The organism is Nocardiopsis moroccensis (genome assembly GCF_055763695.1).
Genome location: NZ_CP199747.1, coordinates 3,345,543 through 3,365,059, shown reverse-complemented (window position 1 = coordinate 3,365,059; position 19,517 = coordinate 3,345,543). Strand labels below are relative to the sequence as shown.

General features: G+C 72.5%; 20 protein-coding genes and 1 pseudogene. 5 read left to right on the top strand and 16 right to left on the bottom strand.

The genetic code is table 11. The annotated features are described in order from the left end of the window. Window positions 1-40 precede the first annotated feature (40 nt). The 9 genes from ACUKCB_RS14960 to ACUKCB_RS14920 all read right to left on the bottom strand — a co-directional run bounded on the left by ACUKCB_RS14960 (window position 41) and on the right by ACUKCB_RS14920 (window position 8,885). Entirely contained in the window at window positions 41-346 is a 306-nt protein-coding gene (locus ACUKCB_RS14960; RefSeq protein ID WP_473036226.1) for a hypothetical protein, read from the bottom strand. A 262-nt stretch (window positions 347-608) separates the two neighbouring features. Continuing rightward, window positions 609-1,796 (bottom strand): ADP-ribosylglycohydrolase family protein, encoded by a 1,188-nt coding sequence (locus ACUKCB_RS14955; protein WP_473036225.1) that lies wholly within the window; start codon window positions 1,794-1,796, stop codon window positions 609-611. Window positions 1,797-1,878: 82 nt separating this feature from the next. Continuing rightward, window positions 1,879-2,727: an alpha/beta fold hydrolase gene (locus tag ACUKCB_RS14950; RefSeq protein WP_473036224.1), complete on the bottom strand. Its 849-nt coding sequence runs from the start codon at window positions 2,725-2,727 to the stop codon at window positions 1,879-1,881. 100 nt (window positions 2,728-2,827) lie between these two features. Beyond that, on the bottom strand, window positions 2,828-3,736 hold the full coding sequence (locus ACUKCB_RS14945; RefSeq protein ID WP_473036223.1) for a F510_1955 family glycosylhydrolase: 909 nt from the start codon (window positions 3,734-3,736) through the stop codon (window positions 2,828-2,830). Between the two features lie 86 nt (window positions 3,737-3,822). Next, on the bottom strand, window positions 3,823-4,500 hold the full coding sequence (locus ACUKCB_RS14940; RefSeq protein ID WP_473036222.1) for a DUF305 domain-containing protein: 678 nt from the start codon (window positions 4,498-4,500) through the stop codon (window positions 3,823-3,825). A gap of 107 nt (window positions 4,501-4,607) precedes the next feature. After that, window positions 4,608-5,126 carry a hypothetical protein gene (locus tag ACUKCB_RS14935; protein ID WP_473036221.1) on the bottom strand — a complete coding sequence of 173 codons (519 nt, stop codon included), beginning with the start codon at window positions 5,124-5,126 and terminating at the stop codon, window positions 4,608-4,610. 147 nt (window positions 5,127-5,273) lie between these two features. Further along, the gene (locus ACUKCB_RS14930) at window positions 5,274-6,938 is read right to left on the bottom strand and encodes a glycoside hydrolase family 10-like protein (RefSeq protein WP_473036220.1); all 1,665 of its coding nucleotides are present in this window, start codon (window positions 6,936-6,938) and stop codon (window positions 5,274-5,276) included. 216 nt (window positions 6,939-7,154) lie between these two features. Then, window positions 7,155-7,736, bottom strand: coding sequence for a type I-E CRISPR-associated protein Cas6/Cse3/CasE (locus ACUKCB_RS14925; RefSeq protein WP_473036219.1), 582 nt, complete (start codon window positions 7,734-7,736; stop codon window positions 7,155-7,157). A gap of 144 nt (window positions 7,737-7,880) precedes the next feature. Then, entirely contained in the window at window positions 7,881-8,885 is a 1,005-nt protein-coding gene (locus tag ACUKCB_RS14920) for an ABC transporter substrate-binding protein (protein WP_473036217.1), read from the bottom strand. A gap of 173 nt (window positions 8,886-9,058) precedes the next feature. Between ACUKCB_RS14920 and ACUKCB_RS14915 the strand changes: the two genes are divergently transcribed. The 3 genes from ACUKCB_RS14915 to ACUKCB_RS14905 all read left to right on the top strand — a co-directional run bounded on the left by ACUKCB_RS14915 (window position 9,059) and on the right by ACUKCB_RS14905 (window position 11,952). Then, complete coding sequence (locus tag ACUKCB_RS14915) at window positions 9,059-9,922, top strand: PP2C family protein-serine/threonine phosphatase (RefSeq protein WP_473036216.1); 864 nt, start codon at window positions 9,059-9,061, stop codon at window positions 9,920-9,922. 528 nt (window positions 9,923-10,450) lie between these two features. Further along, window positions 10,451-11,422 (top strand): TauD/TfdA dioxygenase family protein, encoded by a 972-nt coding sequence (locus ACUKCB_RS14910; protein ID WP_473036215.1) that lies wholly within the window; start codon window positions 10,451-10,453, stop codon window positions 11,420-11,422. A 137-nt stretch (window positions 11,423-11,559) separates the two neighbouring features. Next, window positions 11,560-11,952, top strand: coding sequence for a RidA family protein (locus tag ACUKCB_RS14905; RefSeq protein WP_473036214.1), 393 nt, complete (start codon window positions 11,560-11,562; stop codon window positions 11,950-11,952). A gap of 125 nt (window positions 11,953-12,077) precedes the next feature. On the opposite strand, the gene ACUKCB_RS14900 is transcribed toward ACUKCB_RS14905, so the two are convergent. The 5 genes and pseudogenes from ACUKCB_RS14900 to ACUKCB_RS14880 form a co-directional block, all read right to left on the bottom strand. After that, a complete protein-coding gene (locus ACUKCB_RS14900) occupies window positions 12,078-12,257 on the bottom strand; it encodes a hypothetical protein (RefSeq protein WP_473036213.1) in 180 nt (59 codons plus the stop codon). A 106-nt stretch (window positions 12,258-12,363) separates the two neighbouring features. After that, window positions 12,364-12,477: pseudogene (locus ACUKCB_RS14895) on the bottom strand (hypothetical protein); the annotation flags it as partial. Window positions 12,478-12,509: 32 nt separating this feature from the next. Next, complete coding sequence (locus ACUKCB_RS14890; protein ID WP_473036212.1) at window positions 12,510-12,797, bottom strand: hypothetical protein; 288 nt, start codon at window positions 12,795-12,797, stop codon at window positions 12,510-12,512. Further along, window positions 12,794-13,717: an NADP-dependent oxidoreductase gene (locus tag ACUKCB_RS14885; RefSeq protein WP_473041014.1), complete on the bottom strand. Its 924-nt coding sequence runs from the start codon at window positions 13,715-13,717 to the stop codon at window positions 12,794-12,796. The genes ACUKCB_RS14890 and ACUKCB_RS14885 overlap by 4 nt, the downstream gene beginning before the upstream one ends. A 32-nt stretch (window positions 13,718-13,749) precedes the next feature. Then, entirely contained in the window at window positions 13,750-14,388 is a 639-nt protein-coding gene (locus tag ACUKCB_RS14880) for a DsbA family oxidoreductase (RefSeq protein ID WP_473036211.1), read from the bottom strand. A 136-nt stretch (window positions 14,389-14,524) separates the two neighbouring features. On the opposite strand from ACUKCB_RS14880, the gene soxR reads away from it, so the two are divergent. Further along, window positions 14,525-14,974: a redox-sensitive transcriptional activator SoxR gene (gene soxR, locus ACUKCB_RS14875; protein ID WP_191268139.1), complete on the top strand. Its 450-nt coding sequence runs from the start codon at window positions 14,525-14,527 to the stop codon at window positions 14,972-14,974. Between the two features lie 67 nt (window positions 14,975-15,041). On the opposite strand, the gene ACUKCB_RS14870 is transcribed toward soxR, so the two are convergent. Next, on the bottom strand, window positions 15,042-16,571 hold the full coding sequence (locus ACUKCB_RS14870) for a sodium:solute symporter (protein WP_473036210.1): 1,530 nt from the start codon (window positions 16,569-16,571) through the stop codon (window positions 15,042-15,044). A 96-nt stretch (window positions 16,572-16,667) separates the two neighbouring features. Next, complete coding sequence (locus ACUKCB_RS14865) at window positions 16,668-17,846, bottom strand: anhydro-N-acetylmuramic acid kinase (protein WP_473036209.1); 1,179 nt, start codon at window positions 17,844-17,846, stop codon at window positions 16,668-16,670. 189 nt (window positions 17,847-18,035) lie between these two features. On the opposite strand from ACUKCB_RS14865, the gene argG reads away from it, so the two are divergent. Further along, entirely contained in the window at window positions 18,036-19,481 is a 1,446-nt protein-coding gene (gene argG, locus ACUKCB_RS14860) for an argininosuccinate synthase (RefSeq protein WP_191268136.1), read from the top strand. Window positions 19,482-19,517: the final 36 nt, after the last annotated feature.

The window sequence follows — 19,517 nt, the reverse complement described above, 5'->3', positions numbered from 1 at the left end:
GTCCGGGCACGCCGTCAGCACACGGTGGCACCCACCGGGCTCAGCCCTGTCCACCGAGGCGGTCGCGGACCTCGTCCGTGGCGGCTCCCATCGGGTCCTCCGCGATGCCGCCGAGGTCCTGTGCCTGCTCCTGGAACCCCTGCGCCGCTTCGGTCGCACCGCCCAGACCCTCCTCGGCGAAGGCCTGGCCCTGCGCCCCGAGGTCCTGGCCCGCCCCCTCAAGGCCGTTGAAAGCCGACTCCGCCCCGCCGCCCACCTGGTCCAGGGTGCCGCTCACCCCGTTCGACACCTGCTCCGCGGTATCGCCGAACAGGCCCTTGAACCAATCGATTATTTCGCTGATCATCGCGTTTCGTTCCTTCCGTGGGCGCACTGCGCCTGGGTTGACGGGGACTCCCTACCCAGGCGGGGTAAGCGCCGTGTAAGGGATTCCGGGAATACACGAGGATCCCACACGCGGGCGGAAGGGACGGGGCGCAGGTGTCCGTCGGCACGGGTGGGAGGGCAACACACGGGAGGGATCGCGGGAGCCGACCCGACCGGCGTCCTCCTCCCGCACCTGGCCGTCCCACCGGGACTCGTTGCGGACCTCCGCCCCGGCCCCGGGCTCAACCGGAACAGGACGGAGCCCAGGACTCGTGCACCCCGCCGTGGTCCAGAGCGGCGGGGGGACACGGGCCGTACTCCAGCGCGGCGTCGGCGGCCAGCCCGAGCACCCGGTCCCGCGCCTCCAACTGGGACTGCCAGTGCCCGGGGAAGGCGTGCACCCCGTACCGGGCGCCGATCAGGTTCCCGCACAGGGCCCCGATGGTGTCGCTGTCCCCGGAGTGGTTGACCGCCAGCCGCAGGCCGTACCGCCCGGCCTCGGGGAGCCCCCGGGAGCCCGGGGTGGTGTCCGGGACGGTGAGGTCCTCGGCGCGCAGGGCCACGCACACCGCCACCGCCAGGGCCTCCTCCGAGGTCCACCCGTCACCGAGTCCGGCCAGGTCCCAGGCGTCCGGGACGCCCCGGGCGGCCACCGAGGCTGCCGAGTCCAGCGCCCGTGAGACCTCCCCGTGGCCCCGCCTGTCCTCCAGCAGGCCCCGGGCCCGGGCCAGGGACCCGGGCAGCTCCCCACCGCGGACCAGACCCCATACCGTGGCGGCGAACACTCCCGCGGCGAGTTGGGCCGTGCGGTGCCCGTGCGTCAGCGCGGCCACCTGCTCCGCCAGTTCGAAGGCGTACTCGGCGCTAACCGTCCCGAACCCGCACGGGGCCGTCCGGACCACGGCGGCGCACCCCTTCGAGTTGTTGACCGGCTCCGCCACGGTGCCCAGGGGCAGCCCGGGCTCGTTCCGGGCGGCGGCCTTGCGCAGGGCGGCCACGGTGGCGGCCCCGTAACCGCGCGGGGTGTGCAGTGGGCCGGGACCGTTCCGCGGGCCCGCCGGAGCCGCCGGGTCCGCGGGGGACGGCCCGGACGGTGCCGGGGCGGTGTCCGGGCCGCTCCCGTGGATCCGCGCCCACCCCAGGTAGGCCATCTGGACCATGCCAACGGCGGCCCCGCCGATGCCCTTGTCCCGGGCCCGGACCGAGGCCCGCACCAGGGCGTCGGAGGTGAGCAGGGTCAGTTGGGTCTCGTCGGTGATCGCCCCGACCCCGTAGGAGCCCTCGGCGTACTCGGTGAGGCCCCTCCCGCCGTACCGTTCGTGGATCTGGTCGAGCCCGAGCCCTTCGACGGGGGCTCCGAGCGCGTCGCCGATGGCGCCGCCCAACAGGCAGCCGGACAGGCGGTCGGGAAGGGGTGAGGGGGTGCGCATTGCAGGATGTTAGGTGGCTTCTGTGCCGCTTACAAGCCTTGCCCGGCAGGGCTTCGCGGCTGCGGAAGCGGACGCGCCGCGCTCAGGGCTCGGAGAGGAAGGCGTCCAGGGCATCGAGCCACGCCTCGCCCCGGTCCAGGTGCGCCATGTGCCCCGCGCCCTCCAGGACCACCGCCCGGGCTCCCGGCAGGAACCCGGCCGCGCGTTCGGCGAGGGAGGCCGGGAAGACCATGTCCTGGCGGCCGTGCAGGAACAGCAGGGGAGCGGCGAGCCCGCGCAGCCGTTCGGGCCCCTCCGGCGGCCGGGGCGAGTCCAGGGAACCCGCTCGGAACGCCTCCAGCCACTCGCCCGACCAGGAGACGCGGTCCAGCAGGGCCAGGTAGCCGGGGACCCGCTCCGGTGTGTGGACGTTGGCCGGAGCGCCGGCGACGGCGGCCTCCCGGACCAGTGCGGGGCCGGTCAGGTGGGAGCCGGACCACACTCCGGCCTCGGCGGCGCGCCGGGCGGTGCGTTCGGGCCACGGCCCGAAGTCGGCGTCGGTGACCGGCCACAGGCTGCTCGACGCGACCACGGTCCGGCGCACCCGTTCGGGCGCCGCCAGCAGGACGCGCTGGGCGATCTGCCCTCCGGTGGAGAACCCGAGCAGGTCGAAGCGGTCCAGGCCGAGCCGGTCGGCGAGGACGACCAGGTCCGCGGCGGCGGCTTCGAAGGAGTAGCCGTCGGGGCCCAGACCCCGCGTCGACCGGCCGCAGCCCCGCAGGTCCGGGAGGAGGACCGGGCGCCCCAACCGGTCCAGGGGCTGGCGCAGGTAGCTGTGGTCCCAGTCGGGGCCGCCGTGCACCACGAGCAGCGGCGTACCGTCGGGCGGCCCGAGGGACGAGCAGAACAGGCTGACGTCGGGGTGCTCCCGGACGGTGACGAACTCTCCCATCCCCCGAGTCTCGCAGAGCCCCGGCCGCCCCGGGCCGACCCGCCAGCACCCCTTCAGCGGGACTCCCGCGGGGCCCTCCGGAGGGCCCCGCGGGCCGCCCTCACCAGGCGTCGAAGGTCGCCCCCAGGTCGGTGGAGCGGGCCACGTGCCGGTCGGCGACCACGATCACCTGGTCCTCGTCGGCGTGCAGCGCCTCCGGGCTGCCGGGAAGTTCTCCGGTGCGCTCCCAGGTGGCGCCGGCGTTCTCGCTCCGGTGCACACCGCCGTCCACCGCGACCCCGAACACCGTCTCGCCCCCGGGCACCCAGTCGACCAGCGCCAGCGGGGGAGCTTCCGCCACCGCATCGAAACCGGCCCCGCCGTCGGTCGAGCGCACCGGGCCCCGGTCGGTGACGGCCACGACGGTCCCGCCGTCGTCGGACACCGCCAGGTCGAAGGCCGCCACCTGCGGGTCCAGGTCCGTCCAGGTGGTGCCGTCCCCGGTGGTGCGGAGCGCGCCGTCGAAGCCGACCACCAGGTCGTCCCCGGAGGCCAGCGCGTGGAAGTCGGACTCGCCCGCGAGCGACAGGGCTTCCCAGTTCCGGCCGCCGTCACGGGTCTCGATCAGCCCGACGGGGTCGGGCATGTCGGTCTCGCCCCCGGGGTGGCCGCCGGCCAGGTAGTGGCCGGGGCCCCGAACGGTGAAGCCCATGAGGTCGATCACGGGGCCCACACGGGCCGGTACCGTCGCCTCCCGGGTGGGCCGCTCGGGGGCGGGGACCGTGTACAGGCCCGAGTGCGAGGCCACCAGGACCTCCCCGGAGCCGGGGTCGACACCGACCCCGTGCACGTGCCCGGTCTCCTCGGGCAGGGCGACCCCCAGGCTGTTCGGCACACCGTCCCCGCCCCGGTTTCCGGCCTGTGCCCGCACGCCCTCCTCCGGTTCCGCGCACGCCGTGGTGACGGCGAGCAGCCCCGCCGCGGTCAGCGCGGTGAGGGTTCGGGTGTGTGTTCGTTTTCCGTTGCGCATGGATCTTCTCCGGCCTCTCGGTTTCCACTTCGGTTCCACGGGTGGCGGGGCGGCGCCCGCGGTCCACGGGCGCCGCCCCCTGGGCCTCAGTGCTCCGAGTGGCCGTTCTCGGCGGTGCCGTCGTCCGACTCCCCGGCTTCGGGGGTTGCGGAGGCCGGGTCCCCTCCCGGCTCCTCGGCGCCGAGCATCTCGTTCATCAGCTCGATCTCGCTCTCCTGGGCGGCGATGATCTCCTCGGCCAGTTCGAGCGCCTCGGGGTTGGCCCCCTCGTCGAGCTCGGTGCGGGCCATGTCCACCGCGCCCTCGTGGTGCAGGACCATGTACTCCAGGAACAGGGTGTCGAAGTCCTCCCCCTCGGCGGTCTCCAGTTCGGACATCTGCTCCTCGGAGAGCATCCCGGCCATCCCGGAGTGGTCCGTGCCGTCCCCCGTTCCGGCGCCCCACGCGTCGAGCAGTGTCTCCATCTGTTCGATCTCCGGGCCCTGGGCGTCGCGGATCTCCTCCGACAGGGCACGGACCTCCTCGCCCGCCCGGGACCCGGCGAGGTCGGTCATCGCCACGGCCTGCTCGTGGTGGGGGATCATCATCTGCGCGAACTCCACGTCCGCCTCGTTGAACTCGGCGGTCCGCTCCTCGCTGTCGGACGTGGTGGTCGGGGTGTCCCCGCCGTCGTTTCCGCAGGCCGCTGCGAACAGGGCGGTGGCGAAGGCGGCCGCGATCGCGGTCAGGATCCGCCTGTTCGGGGCATGTTCGGTTGAGGTCATGGCGACCGTGTTTCCTCTCTGGACTCCTTGCCGCGCGGAGTCCGGCTCCGGCGCGGTACTGGCGGTGCGCGGGCGCGGAGCCGACGGGTGTCGGCCCGCGTGGGCATCTAGATGCGCAGCACCTGCAGGCGGGCCAGGGAGGGCTTGGCCGGCCCGGGGAGAGGGGATCGCACGGAGCACAGGGCCGGGTCCGCGGGGTTCACGGGGACGACGGGCCAGCGGGTGAAGGCGACGGCGCCGACCCCCAGCAGTACGGCGGTGAAGGCGGCCAGGGCCAGGCACGCGGAGGTCGGGTCCAGTTCGGGGAGCTGGGCCCGGTCCTCCCACACCGCAGAGTGCGCCCCGGCCGGGGCCGCGTGGTCGGCCGTGGGAGCGCGGGTGACCTCCGAGGCGTGACCGGACGCGTGCGCTTCGGCGGAGCCCGCCCCGTGGTCGCCGTGACCGGACGAGTGCGGCGCCGCCGTGGGTTCGGCGAGCCCGCCGTACGGGCCGACCGAGGCGTGGGCCTCGTGCTGGAGGTGGCCCAGGGTGTGCATGGCGCCGAACCCGAGCAGCAGCGCGGTGAGCAGCAGGATGCGCGCCCAGGCGTATCCCGTGCGGCTGCGGTGCGGCCGGGACGGTGACATGTAGGCCAGGGTACCCCTACCCCGAAGGGGTACCGATTCGGCTCTGCCGGAGGATGCCGAGGAGGCCCGGAACCGGGAGCAGCGGTGCCGGATCATGGTCCGTCACCGCTGCTCAGCGCAGCAGTATCGGCGGAAGGGCCCTGTGCGTCAGGGCAGGTGGACCGGTCGGCTGGCCCGGCTCTCGTGGTGGAGCCGGTGCAGCGCGGTCACGTAGTACGTGGTGTCGCCGCCGTCGGGCGCGGTGAAGGTCGCGGAGCCGTCGTCATCGGCACGCACGGTGCCGAGCATGGTGCGCGGGTCCTCGACGCCGCACCTGGCGTCGTCCCGGTCGGGTCGGCCGTCGAAGGCGTACACCGCGTAGTAGGCGGGCGCCTCGCCGGGGCCGGGGTCGATGTCCAGTTCGGTGCCCTCCGCACCGCTCCGAGCGCTCACCCGCGGCGGCGCGGGCACGGTTCCGCCCAGGCCCTCCTTGACCGGTACGAGGGCGGGACTGGAGTAGTGGTCCTCGACCACGGCCTCCATGGCCTCCCGCGCGTTGGTGCGCAGCGAGGTCGCGCTGAAGTAGACGTCGCCCAGGACCCCGGGGTGGTCGCGGTTGAAGTCCAGGTGGCTGGAGAGCTCGCCGGGATCGGACCAGGCGCCCTCGTTGCCGACCTTGTAGGCGGCCTGCCCGACGTACAGGTGCGTGCCGGTGCCCGCGACCACCTCCGCCCACCAGGGGACCAGGACCGAGTAGTCCGCGACGGGCAGACCGATCTCCCAGTAGACCTGCGGGTTGATGTAGTCGAGCCAGCCCTCCCGCACCCACCTGCGGCTGTCGGCGTACTGGTTGTCGTAGGACTGCGAGCCGTTGGTGTCGGAACCCTCGGGGTCGGTGCTGGAGTTGCGCCAGATCCCGAACGGGCTGATGCCGAACTTCACGTGCGGTTTGGCGGCCTTCACCGCCTCGCTCATCTCCCGCACCATGAGGTCGACGTTGTTGCGCCGCCAGTCCCCGACGTCGTCGAACCCGTCCCCGTGCTCGGCGTAGGTGTCCTGGTCCGGGAGCTCCACGCCCGCCACCGGATACGGGTAGAAGTAGTCGTCGAAGTGCACCCCGTCCAGGTCGTAGTTCTCGACCGAGTGCATCATCGCCTCGATCACGAACTCGCGGGCCTCGGGGATCCCCGGGTCGTAGTAGAGCTTGCCGCCGTACTCGAACACCCAGTCGGGGTGCTGCCGGGCGGGGTGGTCCTCGACCAGGGCGCCGGGGTCATCGTGCATGGCCACCCGGTACGGGTTGTACCAGGCGTGGAACTCCAGGTTCCGGGCGTGGGCCTCCTCGACCGCGAACTCCAGCGGGTCGTACCCGGGGTCGCCGCCCTGCTCACCGGTGAGCCACTCGGACCAGGGTTCGTGCGGTGACGGCCAGAAGGCGTCGGCGGTCGGCCTGATCTGCACGAACACGGCGTTGAGGCCGTTGGCGACGGCCTCGTCGTACAGGTCGGCCAGATCGGCCTGCTGCTCCTGGGGGCTCTGGCCCTGTTCGGTGGGCCAGTCGATGTTGTACACCCCGGCGATCCACTGCGCCCGCATCTGGTGTTTGGGCGGGGCCTGGGCGTCGGTCTCGCAGGGAGCGCGGCCCTCCGGTGCGGGTTCCGCCGCGGCCTGCGGCGCGTGGAGCAGTGCCGCGGTCAGCGCGGCGGCCAGTGCCCCGCCGAACAGGGTTCCGCCGAACAGAGCGGTGCGGGAGACGGGTTCGCGGGCGGTGCGGGGGGACGGGGCCGGGGGCTCGGATCGTGCCGCGGATCGGTGCCGGTGCGGGTACGCCAAGGTTGCTCCTTCAGGCTTGCGTCGCCGGTGAAGGGACCGGGAAGGCGCCGGGGCGCTCCTCCCGAGGCCCGGATGCGACGGTCAGCTTGGGCTTAGCAGAGAACCTTCATGATTTACCCGCTGAATGCAACACTCCTACCCGAGGTTGAGCCAGATGGGTGAAATGGGAGCCCTTTTAATCAAAATCCCTTTTGTTGTGGATTTCGATGGTGCCTTTTACCACTCCTCCGCGGCGTCGTCCAGAGGAGAGGTGAGCAGCAGCCCGGCCCCGGTCGCGGTTCCCGCTCCGATGCCGCGCAGGGAGATCTCCTGGAGCGCCTCACTGTCCTGGACGACCGCCTCGCCGATGAAGTGGTAGCGGGCGGGCCGACCGCCCAGGCGCTTCCACTTTGCCGAGGTGATGTGCACGGCCTCCGCCAGTTTGGTGTCCAGCCACTCCTCGAACTCGGACTCGGGCAGGGCGGTCTTCTTCTTGCCGCGAGGGCGTTCCCCCTCGGCGGTGGGTTCCGCCTCACGCTGCCCGGTGGGCGCCGTGACGAGCTCCCAGCGGATGGTCTCGCCCTCCGGGTGCCGGGGCATCGGCAGGATCGCGGCCGAGACCGCACCGGGGATCTTGCCCCAGGCCGGAGCGGTGTCGGAGCTGATCACCAGGGTGGTCGGGGAGGTGCGCGTCCACAGCACACGGGCGTCGGAGTCGGGGTCGGGGTCGAGGGCCTTGCGCACGGCCCGCCCCATGACGGCCCACTGCTCCATGCCGGTGCTGCGCTTGGGGTCGAGTTTGACGCGGGACAGGTACAAGGAGGTCCGATCTGGGTCGTCCCGCCGGGGCGGGGAACGTGTGCTGGCACGGATCACCGGGGTGCCCGGAGCCGTGGTGGGCTTCTCACTCTATGAGGGGCGGGCCCCTGGTCAGCCCACCCCTCACCGCCGCACCCCGGGGTCCTACCCCTGGGACAGGGCGTCGTCGATCCGGGGCACCAGGTGGTCCAGCGCGTAGGGAACGGAGAGCACGGAGTTGTAGGTGACCGCGCCGCGCTCGTCCAGGGTGGTGGTGACCACGGCGTCCTCACGCACCACGTCGAGGGCGTCGAACACACTGGCGCCCTCGGTGATGTCGAAGTCCTCGTCCTCGCTCATCACCAGGAGGAGGTCACCGTCGAGCAGGTCCACCCGCTCCGTCGACAGTTCCACGAAGAAGTCGTCCCCGTCGTCCCGCTCGGCGATCGCCTCGGGGACCTCGAAGCCGAGCGAGAGGAGGAACCGGCCCCGGGCGTCGCCGGGCAGGTAGGCGCCGTACCTGCCGTCGTAGGGCAGTACGGCGGTCCCGGTCAGCCCGGCGAAGCCCGGGTACTCGGCGCGCGTCCGCTCCAGGAGTTCGTCGGTGGCCTCGTTGAGTTCGGCACCCTCCTCCGGGCGGCCGAGCGCGGTGGCGATCACCTCCGTCGCCTCCTCCCGGGGAACGGTGTAGGCGGCGGACCCTGCGGGGCGGGCGATCACGGGGGCGATCCGGGAGAGGTTCTCGTAGACCTTCTCGTCGAAACCGGCGGAGATCCCGATGATGAGGTCGGGGGCGAGGTTGGCGATTTGCTCGATGTTGGGTTCGGAGTCCGAGTCGATCCGGGTCAGCTCGGCGTCCTTCACCAACTCGTCGGTCCACGGGCCGAGGCCGGACTCGTAGAAGACGTAGCCGGTGTTGCCGACCGGGACGACCCCCAGGGCCAGGACCGGGTCGGCGTCGGTCACCCCGAGGGTGACGACGCGCTCGGGCTCCTCCTCGACGGTGGTGCTGCCGAACTCGTGCTCGATCGTCACGGGGAAGGCACCCTCCTCCGCCTGCGGTGCCGAGGAGGCTCCGGACGGGTCGCCCTCCGCGGTGCCGCAGGCGGTGAGCGGCAGGAGGAGGAGTACGGCGCAGGCGAGTGCACGCGGGGCGGAACCGGGGGACATGGGACTCCGTTCAACTAAGGTTAGGCACGCCTATGTTAATACTTGTCTCGCGGGTCGCCTCCCCGGCCCCCGGCTGCGGGCCCCGGGCACGGGTGTGCCGAGCAGTGCGCGGAGCACAGGGCCCGGGGATCGCGTCCTTTCCCGCTGTGGGGCGCTCTGGAAGAATCCCGCAGATGAGCCAGATCCCGGGTTGTGTCGCGTGCGAAGGGACGGTCGCCCCCGACGGCCACTGCTGGGACTGCGGTGCGGACCAACCGGACTTCCGGTTGCGCATGGAGACCACCGGGGTGAACGGTGCCGCGGGGGTCAGCGATCGCGGATCGCGGCGCGGGGTCAACGCTGATGCCATGGCTCTCACCGGCACGGGGGAGTGGACGGTCGGGGTGGTCTGCGACGGGGTGTCGATGTCGCCGCGGGCCGAACGCGCCGCACAGCTCGCAGCCGAGGTCGGCGGGAGCACCCTGGCCGAGCGGTTGGCCGCCGGGGACCTCCCCGAAACCGCGCTGGGCCGTTCCGCCGCACGCGCCCGCCGGGCCGTCGACGCGCTGGCCGGAGCCGAACCCACCGCCCCCGCCTGCACCTACGTGGCCGGCGCCGTCGGACCGGAGGGGCTCTGGGTCGCCTGGGTCGGGGACAGTCGTGCCTACTGGCTGCCGGACCGGGGCCCGGGCCTGCCGCTGACGGAGGACCACACGGGCGGGTCCGGTGCGATCTCGGAGTGGCTGGGCGCCGACGCGGAGCCGACCGTCCCGGGTGTGCGTTCCCTGCGGCCCCCGGGGTCGGGGGCGCTGCTGCTGTGCACCGACGGTCTGACCCGCTACCTGACCGGAGCGCAGGACCCCCGGGTCGCGGTGCCCGCCCCGCCGCTCCGCGATGGCCTCCTGCCCACGGCCCGCGCCCTGGTCGGGTACGCCCTGGACCAGGGCGGACACGACAACGTCACCGCTCTCCTCCTGCCGGTCGGCCCCCGGGGACCGACCGGCCCCATCGGGCGGGAGGCCCCCTGCCGGACCGGGTTCCGAAGCCCGGACGGTTGACAGACAGCTTCCGGTACCCCACGCTCGCAGGTATGAGAACCCCCTTGTTGAACCGCTCGACCGCTCGCCGGTCCGCCTCGGTCGACAGGGCACGCCGCGGGACGCCGGGACTCATCCTGCGCCGCGGCCGCCTGGGTTCTCCGCCTCGCCGCTGAGCCGCCGGCGGGTACCGGCGATGCGCCGGACCCCCTCCTGAGGGCCGTGCTCCCGGTGCGAGGGCCCTCACCTGCGATGCGTCGCTCCGCCTCCGTCGCCAGGCGACGACCAGCGGTCTCCACACCCGAGCCCGGCTCCGGTGTGACCGGGCAGCCCGACGCACCTCGTCGTCCGTGCCCCCTCCTGCGGCCCGCCCCGTCACCGGGACGCTCGGCTCGTGCAGCGCTCGCACGGTCTCTCAGGTCCTCAGAGCCCGATCCCGTTCGGCCCCGGCCGTCCCGTCCGTTCCCGGGCCCGGTTTCGCGAGCCCGGAACCCGCGCCCCGGACCACCGAACCCTTTGCCGCTGCTTCCGACCGGAAAGACAGAGAACATGAACCCGACCCTGAGCCCGAGAACCGACACCGGTGCCGCCGAGGCCACCCGGCCCGCGAAACCCGCCCTCCGGGGGAGCGCCGCCGTGGACACCGCCCTGGTCGAGGGGCCGCGCACGCTGCGCAGGCTCCCCGAGGGTGAGGTGCCCCGCCCCTACGAGCTGTTCGAGGTCCGGCCGCTGGGCGCCCTCATCGGGGCGGAGATCCACGGGGTCGACCTGCGGGAGGAGATCAACGAGGAGCTGCGCGCCGAACTCAACCGCGCACTGCTGGAGTTCAAGGTGATCTTCTTCCGCGACCAGCCCATCGACTCCGTCCGCCAGCAGGAGATCGCCCGGCTGTGGGGCGAGCTGGAGACCAACCCGTTCATCGACCAGGGCGACGACGCCCACGTCGCCCGGTTCGCCAAGAGTGAGGCCCCGCCCAGTTACGAGAACGTCTGGCACACCGACGTCACCTGGCGGGAGGCGCCCGCCCTCGGCGCGATCCTGCGCCTGGTGGAGGTCCCGCCGGTCGGCGGTGACACCGTGTGGGCGGACATGGCCGCCGCCTACGACAACCTGCCCGAGGACATCAAGGAGCGCATCGAGGGGCGCACCGCCGTACACGACGTGATCCCCGGCTTCGCCCGGTTCCTGGACGAGGAGCGGCTGCTGGAGTGGCAGGACCGGTTCCCGCCGGTCGAGCACCCCGTCGTGCGCACCCATCCCGAGACCGGCCGCAGGACGCTGTTCGTCAACGTCTCCTTCACCACGCGGATCGTCGGCATGGACGAGGCGGAGAGCGACGAACTGCTGCGCTTCCTCTTCCAGCAGGCGCACACCCCCGAGTTCCAGGTGCGTTTCGGGTGGGAGCGGAACTCGGTCGCGTTCTGGGACAACCGTGCCACCCAGCACTACGCGGTGAACGACTACCACCCGCACCCGCGGGTGGCCGAGCGCGTCGCGATCGTCGGCGACCGGCCCTTCTGATCGGGGTCGGTACCGGGGCCCGCCCGGCCTCCGGAACCGCTTCCGTGGACCGGGCCCCGGCCGTCGTCCTTGACCTCAATCAAAGTTGAGGTTTTACCGTGGGGTCCGCCCAGTGACCAGCACCGGAAGGACCGGCCATGCGACGAACCACGGTCAACCCCTGGACCTACCCGGAGGGCATGGACCAGGGGATCCTCATCGAAGGACACCAGCGCCTGCTCTTCGTCAGCGGGCAGTGCTCGGTCTCGGAGACGGGGGAGTCCCTGTACCCGGGCGACCTGCGCGCCCAGACGGCGCAGGCGCTGGACAACGTCGAGGCGGTGCTCCACCAGACGGGGATGGACCTGGGGAACATCGTCCGGATGAACACCTACGTCACCGACGTGGACTCCTTCTTCACCGAAGCGGGGGAGATGATGGCGGAGCGCCTGGAGGCCTTCGACGTCCGCCCGCCGGGGGTCTGCGCCGAGATCACCCGACTCGGCCGCCCCGAACTGCTCGTGGAGCTGGAGGCCTTCGCCGCCGACTGATCCCGGGCCCGCCAACCACCACCGCTCGACGCCCGAACCCCGCCCGAAGCCCGAACCCCGCCCGGCCCCGGATCCGCTCCGGGGTCGGGCGGGGTTCGCCATTCTTGGCGCCCTTCCCCGAACCCTCACCCGTTCCGGCCGAAGCCCCCTTGTTCCCCGGCTCCCCGGACCGGGCGCAGGACCAGGGTGACGGCGAGGGCGGCCGGCGCCACGGTCCCGGGCAGCGCGTAGACGGCCAGGTACCCGCCCAGGAACGAGACGGTCAGCACGCCTCCGGTGACGGTGATCAGGGCGGAGGTGACCATGGACTCCGCGACCTGGAGGGCCGAGCTGTTGTTGCCCTGTCGTTCTTCCGGAGACCAGTGGGCCGACGACCGACAGCAGCAACCACGCCAACGTCAACAGACCGAACATGCGTGCTCGCACGTCCTCGGGCACGAACCGTGCGATGACCACGTACAGGACCACGGAGTCGATGCCGCCGCCGAAACCCTGGAGCAGCCGCCCGACGACGAAGACACCCATGGCGGGTGCGGCCGCGCACAGCGCGAGCCCCGTCAGGAAGGCCGCCCCGCCGAACAGCAGGGACGCATCGGACCGCTCCGGTCCGCCCAGGTGCCGCCGAGGGTCATGCCCACGAGCCCGGTGGTCACCGCCGCGGCGAAGGCCGGCGAGTACCACCGTTCGGCGTCCAGGTCCCGGGCCACGACCGGCAGGGCGGTGGTGACGGCGAAGACCTCGAAGGCGATGAAGGTCATCAGCCCGAACACGCGGAGCACCAGCATCCGGGACCCGGGGGCCCAGAGCCGGGTGGCCGGGAGGGGGACCCCCAGTCCGGAGGTCATGGCGCCTCGTCCCCGATCACCAGGGCGATCTTGCCCCGGCCGTGGCCGGTCTCCACGTCCAGGTGGGCCCGCCACACCTGGTCCAGCGGGAACGTCTTCCGGACCGTGACGGTGAGTTCGCCCCGCTCGCACGCGTCGAGCAGTTCACGGAGCCGTGCCGCCGAGCGGTCACTGCTGATCCACAGGCAGCCCAGCTCCCGGGTGAGGCCGATGTCGACGATCGTCCCGATCCGGTCCCGGTCCCCGACCAGTTCCACCGCGGTCCGGAGGTTGCCGTGCCCGGCCGCGTCCAGGGCCGCGTCCACCCCCTGGGGCGCCGCCGCCCGGATCCGCTGGAGCTGCCCCGGGCCGTACTCGACCGGCACCGCACCCAGGGAGCGCAGGTACTCGTGGTTGGCCGGGCTCGCCGTGCCCACCACCCGTGCCCCACGTGCCACGGCCAGTTGCACGGCCACCGTGCCGACCCCGCCCGCCGCGCCGTGCACCAGCAGGGTCTCGCCCCCGGCCACCCGCAGGCGTTCGAGGGCGGTGTGCGCCGTCTGCCCGGAGGCCGACAGGGCCCCGGCGGTCAGCCACGACACACCGGAGGGTTTGTGCACGACCTGTTCGGCGGGCACGTTGACGTACTCCGCGTAACAGCCGAGCACCCGGTACCCGGCGACCTCGTCGCCCACCGCGAACCCCCGCACCCCGGAGCCGACCCCGTCGACCACTCCGGCGAACTCGTTGCCGAGGATCTGCGGGAACTCGATGGTCGCGCCCGGGGGAGTCCAGCCGTCCCGGATCGCGGCGTCCGTCAGCTGCACGCCCGCCGTCCGCACCCGGATCAGCAGTTCTCCCGGTCCCGCCACGGGTCGGGGCACCTCCCTGGCGGTCAGGGCCCGGGCCGGGCCGAACGCGTCGATCGCGGCGGCGCGCATCGTGTGTTCGGGAACCGTGTGTTCCGGGGCGGTCATCGCGCAACCCCCTCGCCGCTCAGGAACGCGGTCAGCTCCCCGGCGTCGCGCCGACCGCTCAGCACCCGGTCCCCGTGAACGAACGCCGGGACCGAACGCACCCCGTGCTCCGCCGCGGCCCGATGGTCGGCCCCGACCTGCTCCGCGAAGTCGTCGGAGTCCGACAGGCCGTCCACCTCGGCGGGGTCGAGCCCGAACGCCGCACCGAGACGACGCAGTACCGCCGGGTCCGCCACGTCCTCGTGCCGTTCCAGCAGCGCGGAGAAGGCCAGGTCCCAGGCCCGGTCGGGGTCGGTGCCCCGGGCGTCGGCCAGCTTGAGCAGGCGGTGGACCGGCCGGGAATCGACGTTGCGGACCCCGTCCATGTCGATGGCCAGGCCGTCCTGGCGGGCCGCGGCCGCCACCCGTTCCCGCATGGCCTCCCAGCCCGCCCGGTCCATGCCCCAGGAGGTCAGCGCGGCCTCCCGCACCGTCGGGGCCGGACCGTCCGGGCCCGTCGGTTCCAGCAGGTAGCTCCGGCGTACGACCGTCACCCCCCGGTCCGCCCCGAGCCGCCGCACCGCGGCCCCCAGTTGCCGGTGGCCCATCCAACACCACGGGCACCTGACATCCGCCCACACCGTGACCGTCGTCATCCCACACTCCGAACTCTCGTCTGCCGTGTCCGTCGCGTAGAGTCCACTTCGTCAAGTGGACTTGATGTCAAGTCGTGTGGTGGCGGGCGGTGGCGTTCGGCCGCCGACACACGGCGACCGAGGCCGAGGAGGGACGATGCCCCAGCTGGATCCGAAGGCCGTCTGGCTCAAACCGGGCCAGGTGGCCCAACGGGCGGGGGTGGCGGTCTCCGCCCTGCACTACTACGAGAGCCTCGGGCTGATCAGTAGTCGGCGCACGGCGGGCAACCGCCGCGAGTACCGGCGGGACACCCTCCGCGTCATCGCGTTCATCCGGACGGCCCAGCGCCTCGGTCTCTCCCTGGAGCGGATCAGGGAGGCCATCGACCAGCTTCCGGAGGAGGGGCTGCCGACCAAACGCGACTGGGCCCGGATCTCCCGCCAGTGGCACGACGAGCTCACCCGGCGCATCGAGGAGCTCACCGCGCTCCGGGACCGCTTCTCCAACTGCATCGGTTGCGGGTGCCTGTCCCTGGTGTCCTGCCCCTACTCCAACCCCGACGACGTTCTGGGCCGGGACGGCGCGGGCGCCCGGCGCTTCCCCTGAGGGCCGGGGGAAAAGGCGTTGTGGTCCCGTGGAACTTCCCCGGGGCCGACCACCACGGTCAGTACACCTAGGTGGTCTCCTCACCGCTCCGGTCGGGTTCGCGTCCGGGGGCGCCGATGTCCTCGGGCGTACCGGCGTCCGCCGTGGGGGAGTCCCCGGGGTGGCGGCGGGACAGCAGGTAGCCCAGCCCGAGCACGATGCCGGTGCCGATCGCCGTGTACCAGGTGAACCCGATCAGCCCCGGCTGGAACAGGAACAGCCAGGACATGGTCGCCACCGCGACGGTGAAGGCGATGACCGCGTCCGCCTGTCGTGCCCTGCGTACCCACAGCCCCAGCAGGAACGCGCCGAGCAGACCCCCGTAGGTCAGGCTGGCCACGGACAGGCCCAGTTCCACCACCGGGCTGTCCGTGCCGGTGAACAGCGCCGCCGCGGCGATGAACACCAGCCCCCAGCCGAGGGTGAACAGTCGGCTCAGCCGCAGTGCCTGCGCGTCGGAGAGCCTGCGGCGGGAGAACTGTTCGTACAGGTCGGCCATGGTCGAGGAGGACAGCGCGGACAGGGACGAGGACAGGGTGCTCATCGCCGCCGCGATGACCCCGGCGAGCAGGAGCCCCGCCAGGCCCGGGGGCATCGCCTCCACCACGAACACCGGGAAGAGTTCGTCGGAGTTGTTCAGGCCCAGCTGGTCGACCGTGGCTCCCTGGAAGTACGAGTACAGCGCCAGGCCCAGGATGAGGAACAGGGCGAACTGGAGGAACACCACGAGGCCGCTGACGACGACCGCCTTCTGGGCGTCGCGCAGGCTCCGGCAGCTCAGCAGCCGCTGCACGACGATCTGGTCGGCGCCGTGCGAGGCGGTGGAGAGCAGGGCGCCGCCCAGGACGGCGGTGACCGTGGCGTAGGGGGCCGAGACCGGGTTCGAGGTGAAGTCGAGGAACCGTGTCTTCCCGGCGTCCGCGGCGACCGTCAGGAAGTTCACGTCGAGGCTGCCGGCGATCACGGTCAGTGCGACCGCGCCGCCGACGCAGTACAGGCCCATCTGCAGCACGTCCACCCAGACCACGGCCCGGATCCCGCCGGCCAGGGTGTAGACGATCGTGACGGCGCCCATGACCGCGACGATCGCGAAGTAGGAGACCTCCGCCCCGAGCGAGTCGAGGATGATCTTCATCGGGATGGCCGCCGCGAACAGCCGCACCCCGTCGGCCAGCACCCGGGTGAACAGGAAGGTGACCGAGGCGGTGCTCTGCATACCCCGGCCGAAGCGCAGGCCGAGGTAGGCGTAGGCGGTGGTCATCTCGCCGCGGTAGTAGCGGGGCAGGAGCAGGAAGGCCACGGCCACGCGCCCGACCAGGTAGCCGATCGCCACCTGGAGGAAGGTGATGTCGCCCAGGTAGGCCACCCCGGGGACGCTGATCACGGTCAGGGCGCTGGTCTCGGTGGCCACCACCGAGAGGCACACCGCCCACCAGGGGAGTTGTCTGCTGCCGAGGAAGTAGTCCCGGACGTTGCGCTGGCGGCCGGACAGCCTCAGGCCCAGCCAGGCCGAGGCCGCCAGGTACACCGCGATGACGACGAGGTCGATGGTCTGCACTTGCGCGACTCCCGAGGCTGGTCGGCGGGTGGGGGATCGGGGGGCTGGTGCCCGGGGCTCCGGCGGCGGGGGCGGTCGGTGGTCCGGGCGGGACGGTCAGGAACCGGGGGCGTCCACGTACAGGCGCCGGGGGACGACGGAGGCGGGTTCGGGCAGGCGCAGCGGCGCGGCGCCCGGGGTGAGGCGCCCGGCGATCGGGGCTCTGCGGGCACCGGTGCAGTCCGGGACGGAGCCGGCGAGCCCGTGCCAGCCGAGGAAGCCGATCAGTGCGAACAGGTAGGCCTCCTTGGCGTCGCCGTCCAGGCCGAGCCGTTCGGAGGAATCGATCCGGGCGGGGGCGAGCCGGGCGGTGAGCCGTTCCATCAGTACGGGGTTGCGGACGCCCCCGCCGGAGGCGATCACCTCTGCCACCCCGAAGGGGCGCAGGGCGTCGGCGACGGTCACGGCGGTGAGCTCCACGAGGGTGGCGAGCAGGTCCCCGTCCGAGGGCCTTTCCTCCGGGCCCAGGGCCGCCTGCAAGTACTCGGCGCCGAACAGTTCCAAGCCGGTGGTCTTGGGCGGGGGCAGCCGGTAGTAGGGCTCGGCGAGCAGACGCTCCAGGAGCGCGGGGTCGGGGCGGCCGGCGCGGGCGAGGGCGCCGTCCGCGTCGAGGTCCGTCTTCCCGCCGGTGACCAGGCGCACGGCGGCGTCGACCAGGGCGTTGGCGGGTCCGGTGTCGAACGCGCTCGGCGGCTCGCCGCCTCGCACCACCGTCACGTTGGCGATCCCGCCGAGGTTCAGTGCCGCGGTCGGTTCCGTGCGGTCGCCGAGCAGCAGCAGGTCCAGGGTGCTCGCCAGCGGGGCGCCCCGGCCGCCGGCGGCCACGTCGGCTGACCGCAGGTCCGACAGCACGGGGAGGCCGGTGGCCTCGGTGATCCAGGCGGGTTGGCCGAGCTGGAGGGTTCCGTGCACGGTGCCGCCCTCAGCCCAGTGGAAGAGGGTCTGGCCGTGGGAGGCGACCAGGTCGGCCCGCCCGCCGGTGAACTCCTCGATCCCGTTGCGCGCCGCCGCGGCGAACTCCTGGCCGATCCGGGTGTCCAGCCGGCAGACGGCCTCCAGGGTGGTCTGAGCCGGGGGCAGTGCCGCGCGGATCTGTTCCCGCAGCTCGGCGGGGTAGGGGTGGGTGAGGTGTCCCAGCGGGGTCAGCCGGACCGCGTCGCCTTCCTGTCGGAGGCGGGCGGCGGCGACGTCGATCCCGTCCGCCGAGGTCCCTGAGGACAGGCCGATGACGATCATGGGGCTCCTACGTCAGGGGACTCACCGTGTATCAGCGGTATACCGGTCGTCACGGCCGCGTCAATCCCCCGAACGCCCTCTCTCCGGCCGGATGCCGGGGCGGTCGCTCGGGTGGGGGCTCCCGGGCGGCCGGGTCCCTGGCCGGAGCATCAGTTTGCATGTTCATACATTTACGTGCATACTTTTTGCATGTCCAAGGTGCTCACTTCCCTGCCTGTCGGTGAACGTGTCGGAATCGCCTTCTCCGGAGGCCTCGACACGTCCGTAGCGGTCGCGTGGATGCGCGAGAAGGGCGCTGTCCCCTGCGCCTACACCGCCGACATCGGCCAGTACGACGAACCCGACATCGCCTCGGTGCCGGGCCGTGCCACCGACTACGGCGCGGAGTTCGGGCGCCTGGTCGACTGCCGCGAGGCCCTGGTGGAGGAGGGGCTCGCCGCCCTCGCCTGCGGGGCGTTCCACATCCGCTCCGGCGGTCGCGTCTACTTCAACACCACCCCGATCGGCCGTGCCGTCACCGGCACCCTGCTGGTCCGGGCCATGCTCGAGGACGGCGTCCAGATCTGGGGCGACGGCTCCACCTACAAGGGCAACGACATCGAGCGGTTCTACCGCTACGGGCTGCTCGCCAACCCCTCCCTGCGCATCTACAAGCCGTGGCTCGACGCCGACTTCGTCACCGAGCTCGGCGGTCGCAAGGAGATGTCGGAGTGGCTGCAGAACCGGGACCTGCCCTACCGCGACAGCACCGAGAAGGCCTACTCCACCGACGCCAACATCTGGGGTGCCACCCACGAGGCCAAGGCGCTCGAACACCTCGACACCGGCATCGAGATCGTCGACCCGATCATGGGCGTGCGGTTCTGGGACCCCGAGGTCGAGATCGCCGCCGAGGACGTGACGATCGGTTTCGAGAAGGGCCGCCCCGTCACCCTCAACGGAAAGACCTTCGCCAACTCCGTCGAGCTGGTCCTGGCGGCCAACGCCATCGGTGGCCGTCACGGCATGGGTATGTCCGACCAGATCGAGAACCGGGTCATCGAGGCCAAGAGCCGCGGCATCTACGAGGCCCCCGGCATGGCGCTGCTGTTCGCCGCCTACGAGCGACTGGTCAACGCCATCCACAACGAGGACACCCTGGCCACCTACCACAACGAGGGCCGTCGCCTGGGCCGCCTCATGTACGAGGGCCGCTGGCTGGAGCCCCAGGCCCTCATGCAGCGCGAGGCCCTGCAGCGCTGGGTGGGCACCGCGGTCACCGGCGAGGTGACCCTGCGGCTGCGGCGCGGTGACGACTACTCGATCATGGACACCACCGGCCCGGCGTTCAGCTACCACCCGGACAAGCTGTCCATGGAGCGCACCGAGGACTCCGCCTTCGGCCCCAGTGACCGGATCGGCCAGCTCACCATGCGCAACCTGGACATCGCCGACTCCCGCGCCAAGCTGGAGGAGTACTCCGCCCTGGGCATGGTCGGCGACACGCACCCGACGACCATCGGTGCGGCCCAGGCGGCCTCGACCGGCCTGATCGGCGCGATGCCCGAGGGCGGCGCCGAGACGATCGCCTCCCGCGGTCAGGGCTCCGAGGACGACCTGCTCGACTACGCCGCCATCGAGTCCGGCACCGACTAGGTACCGATCTCCGCCGCGGTTCCCCGCCGCCGACCC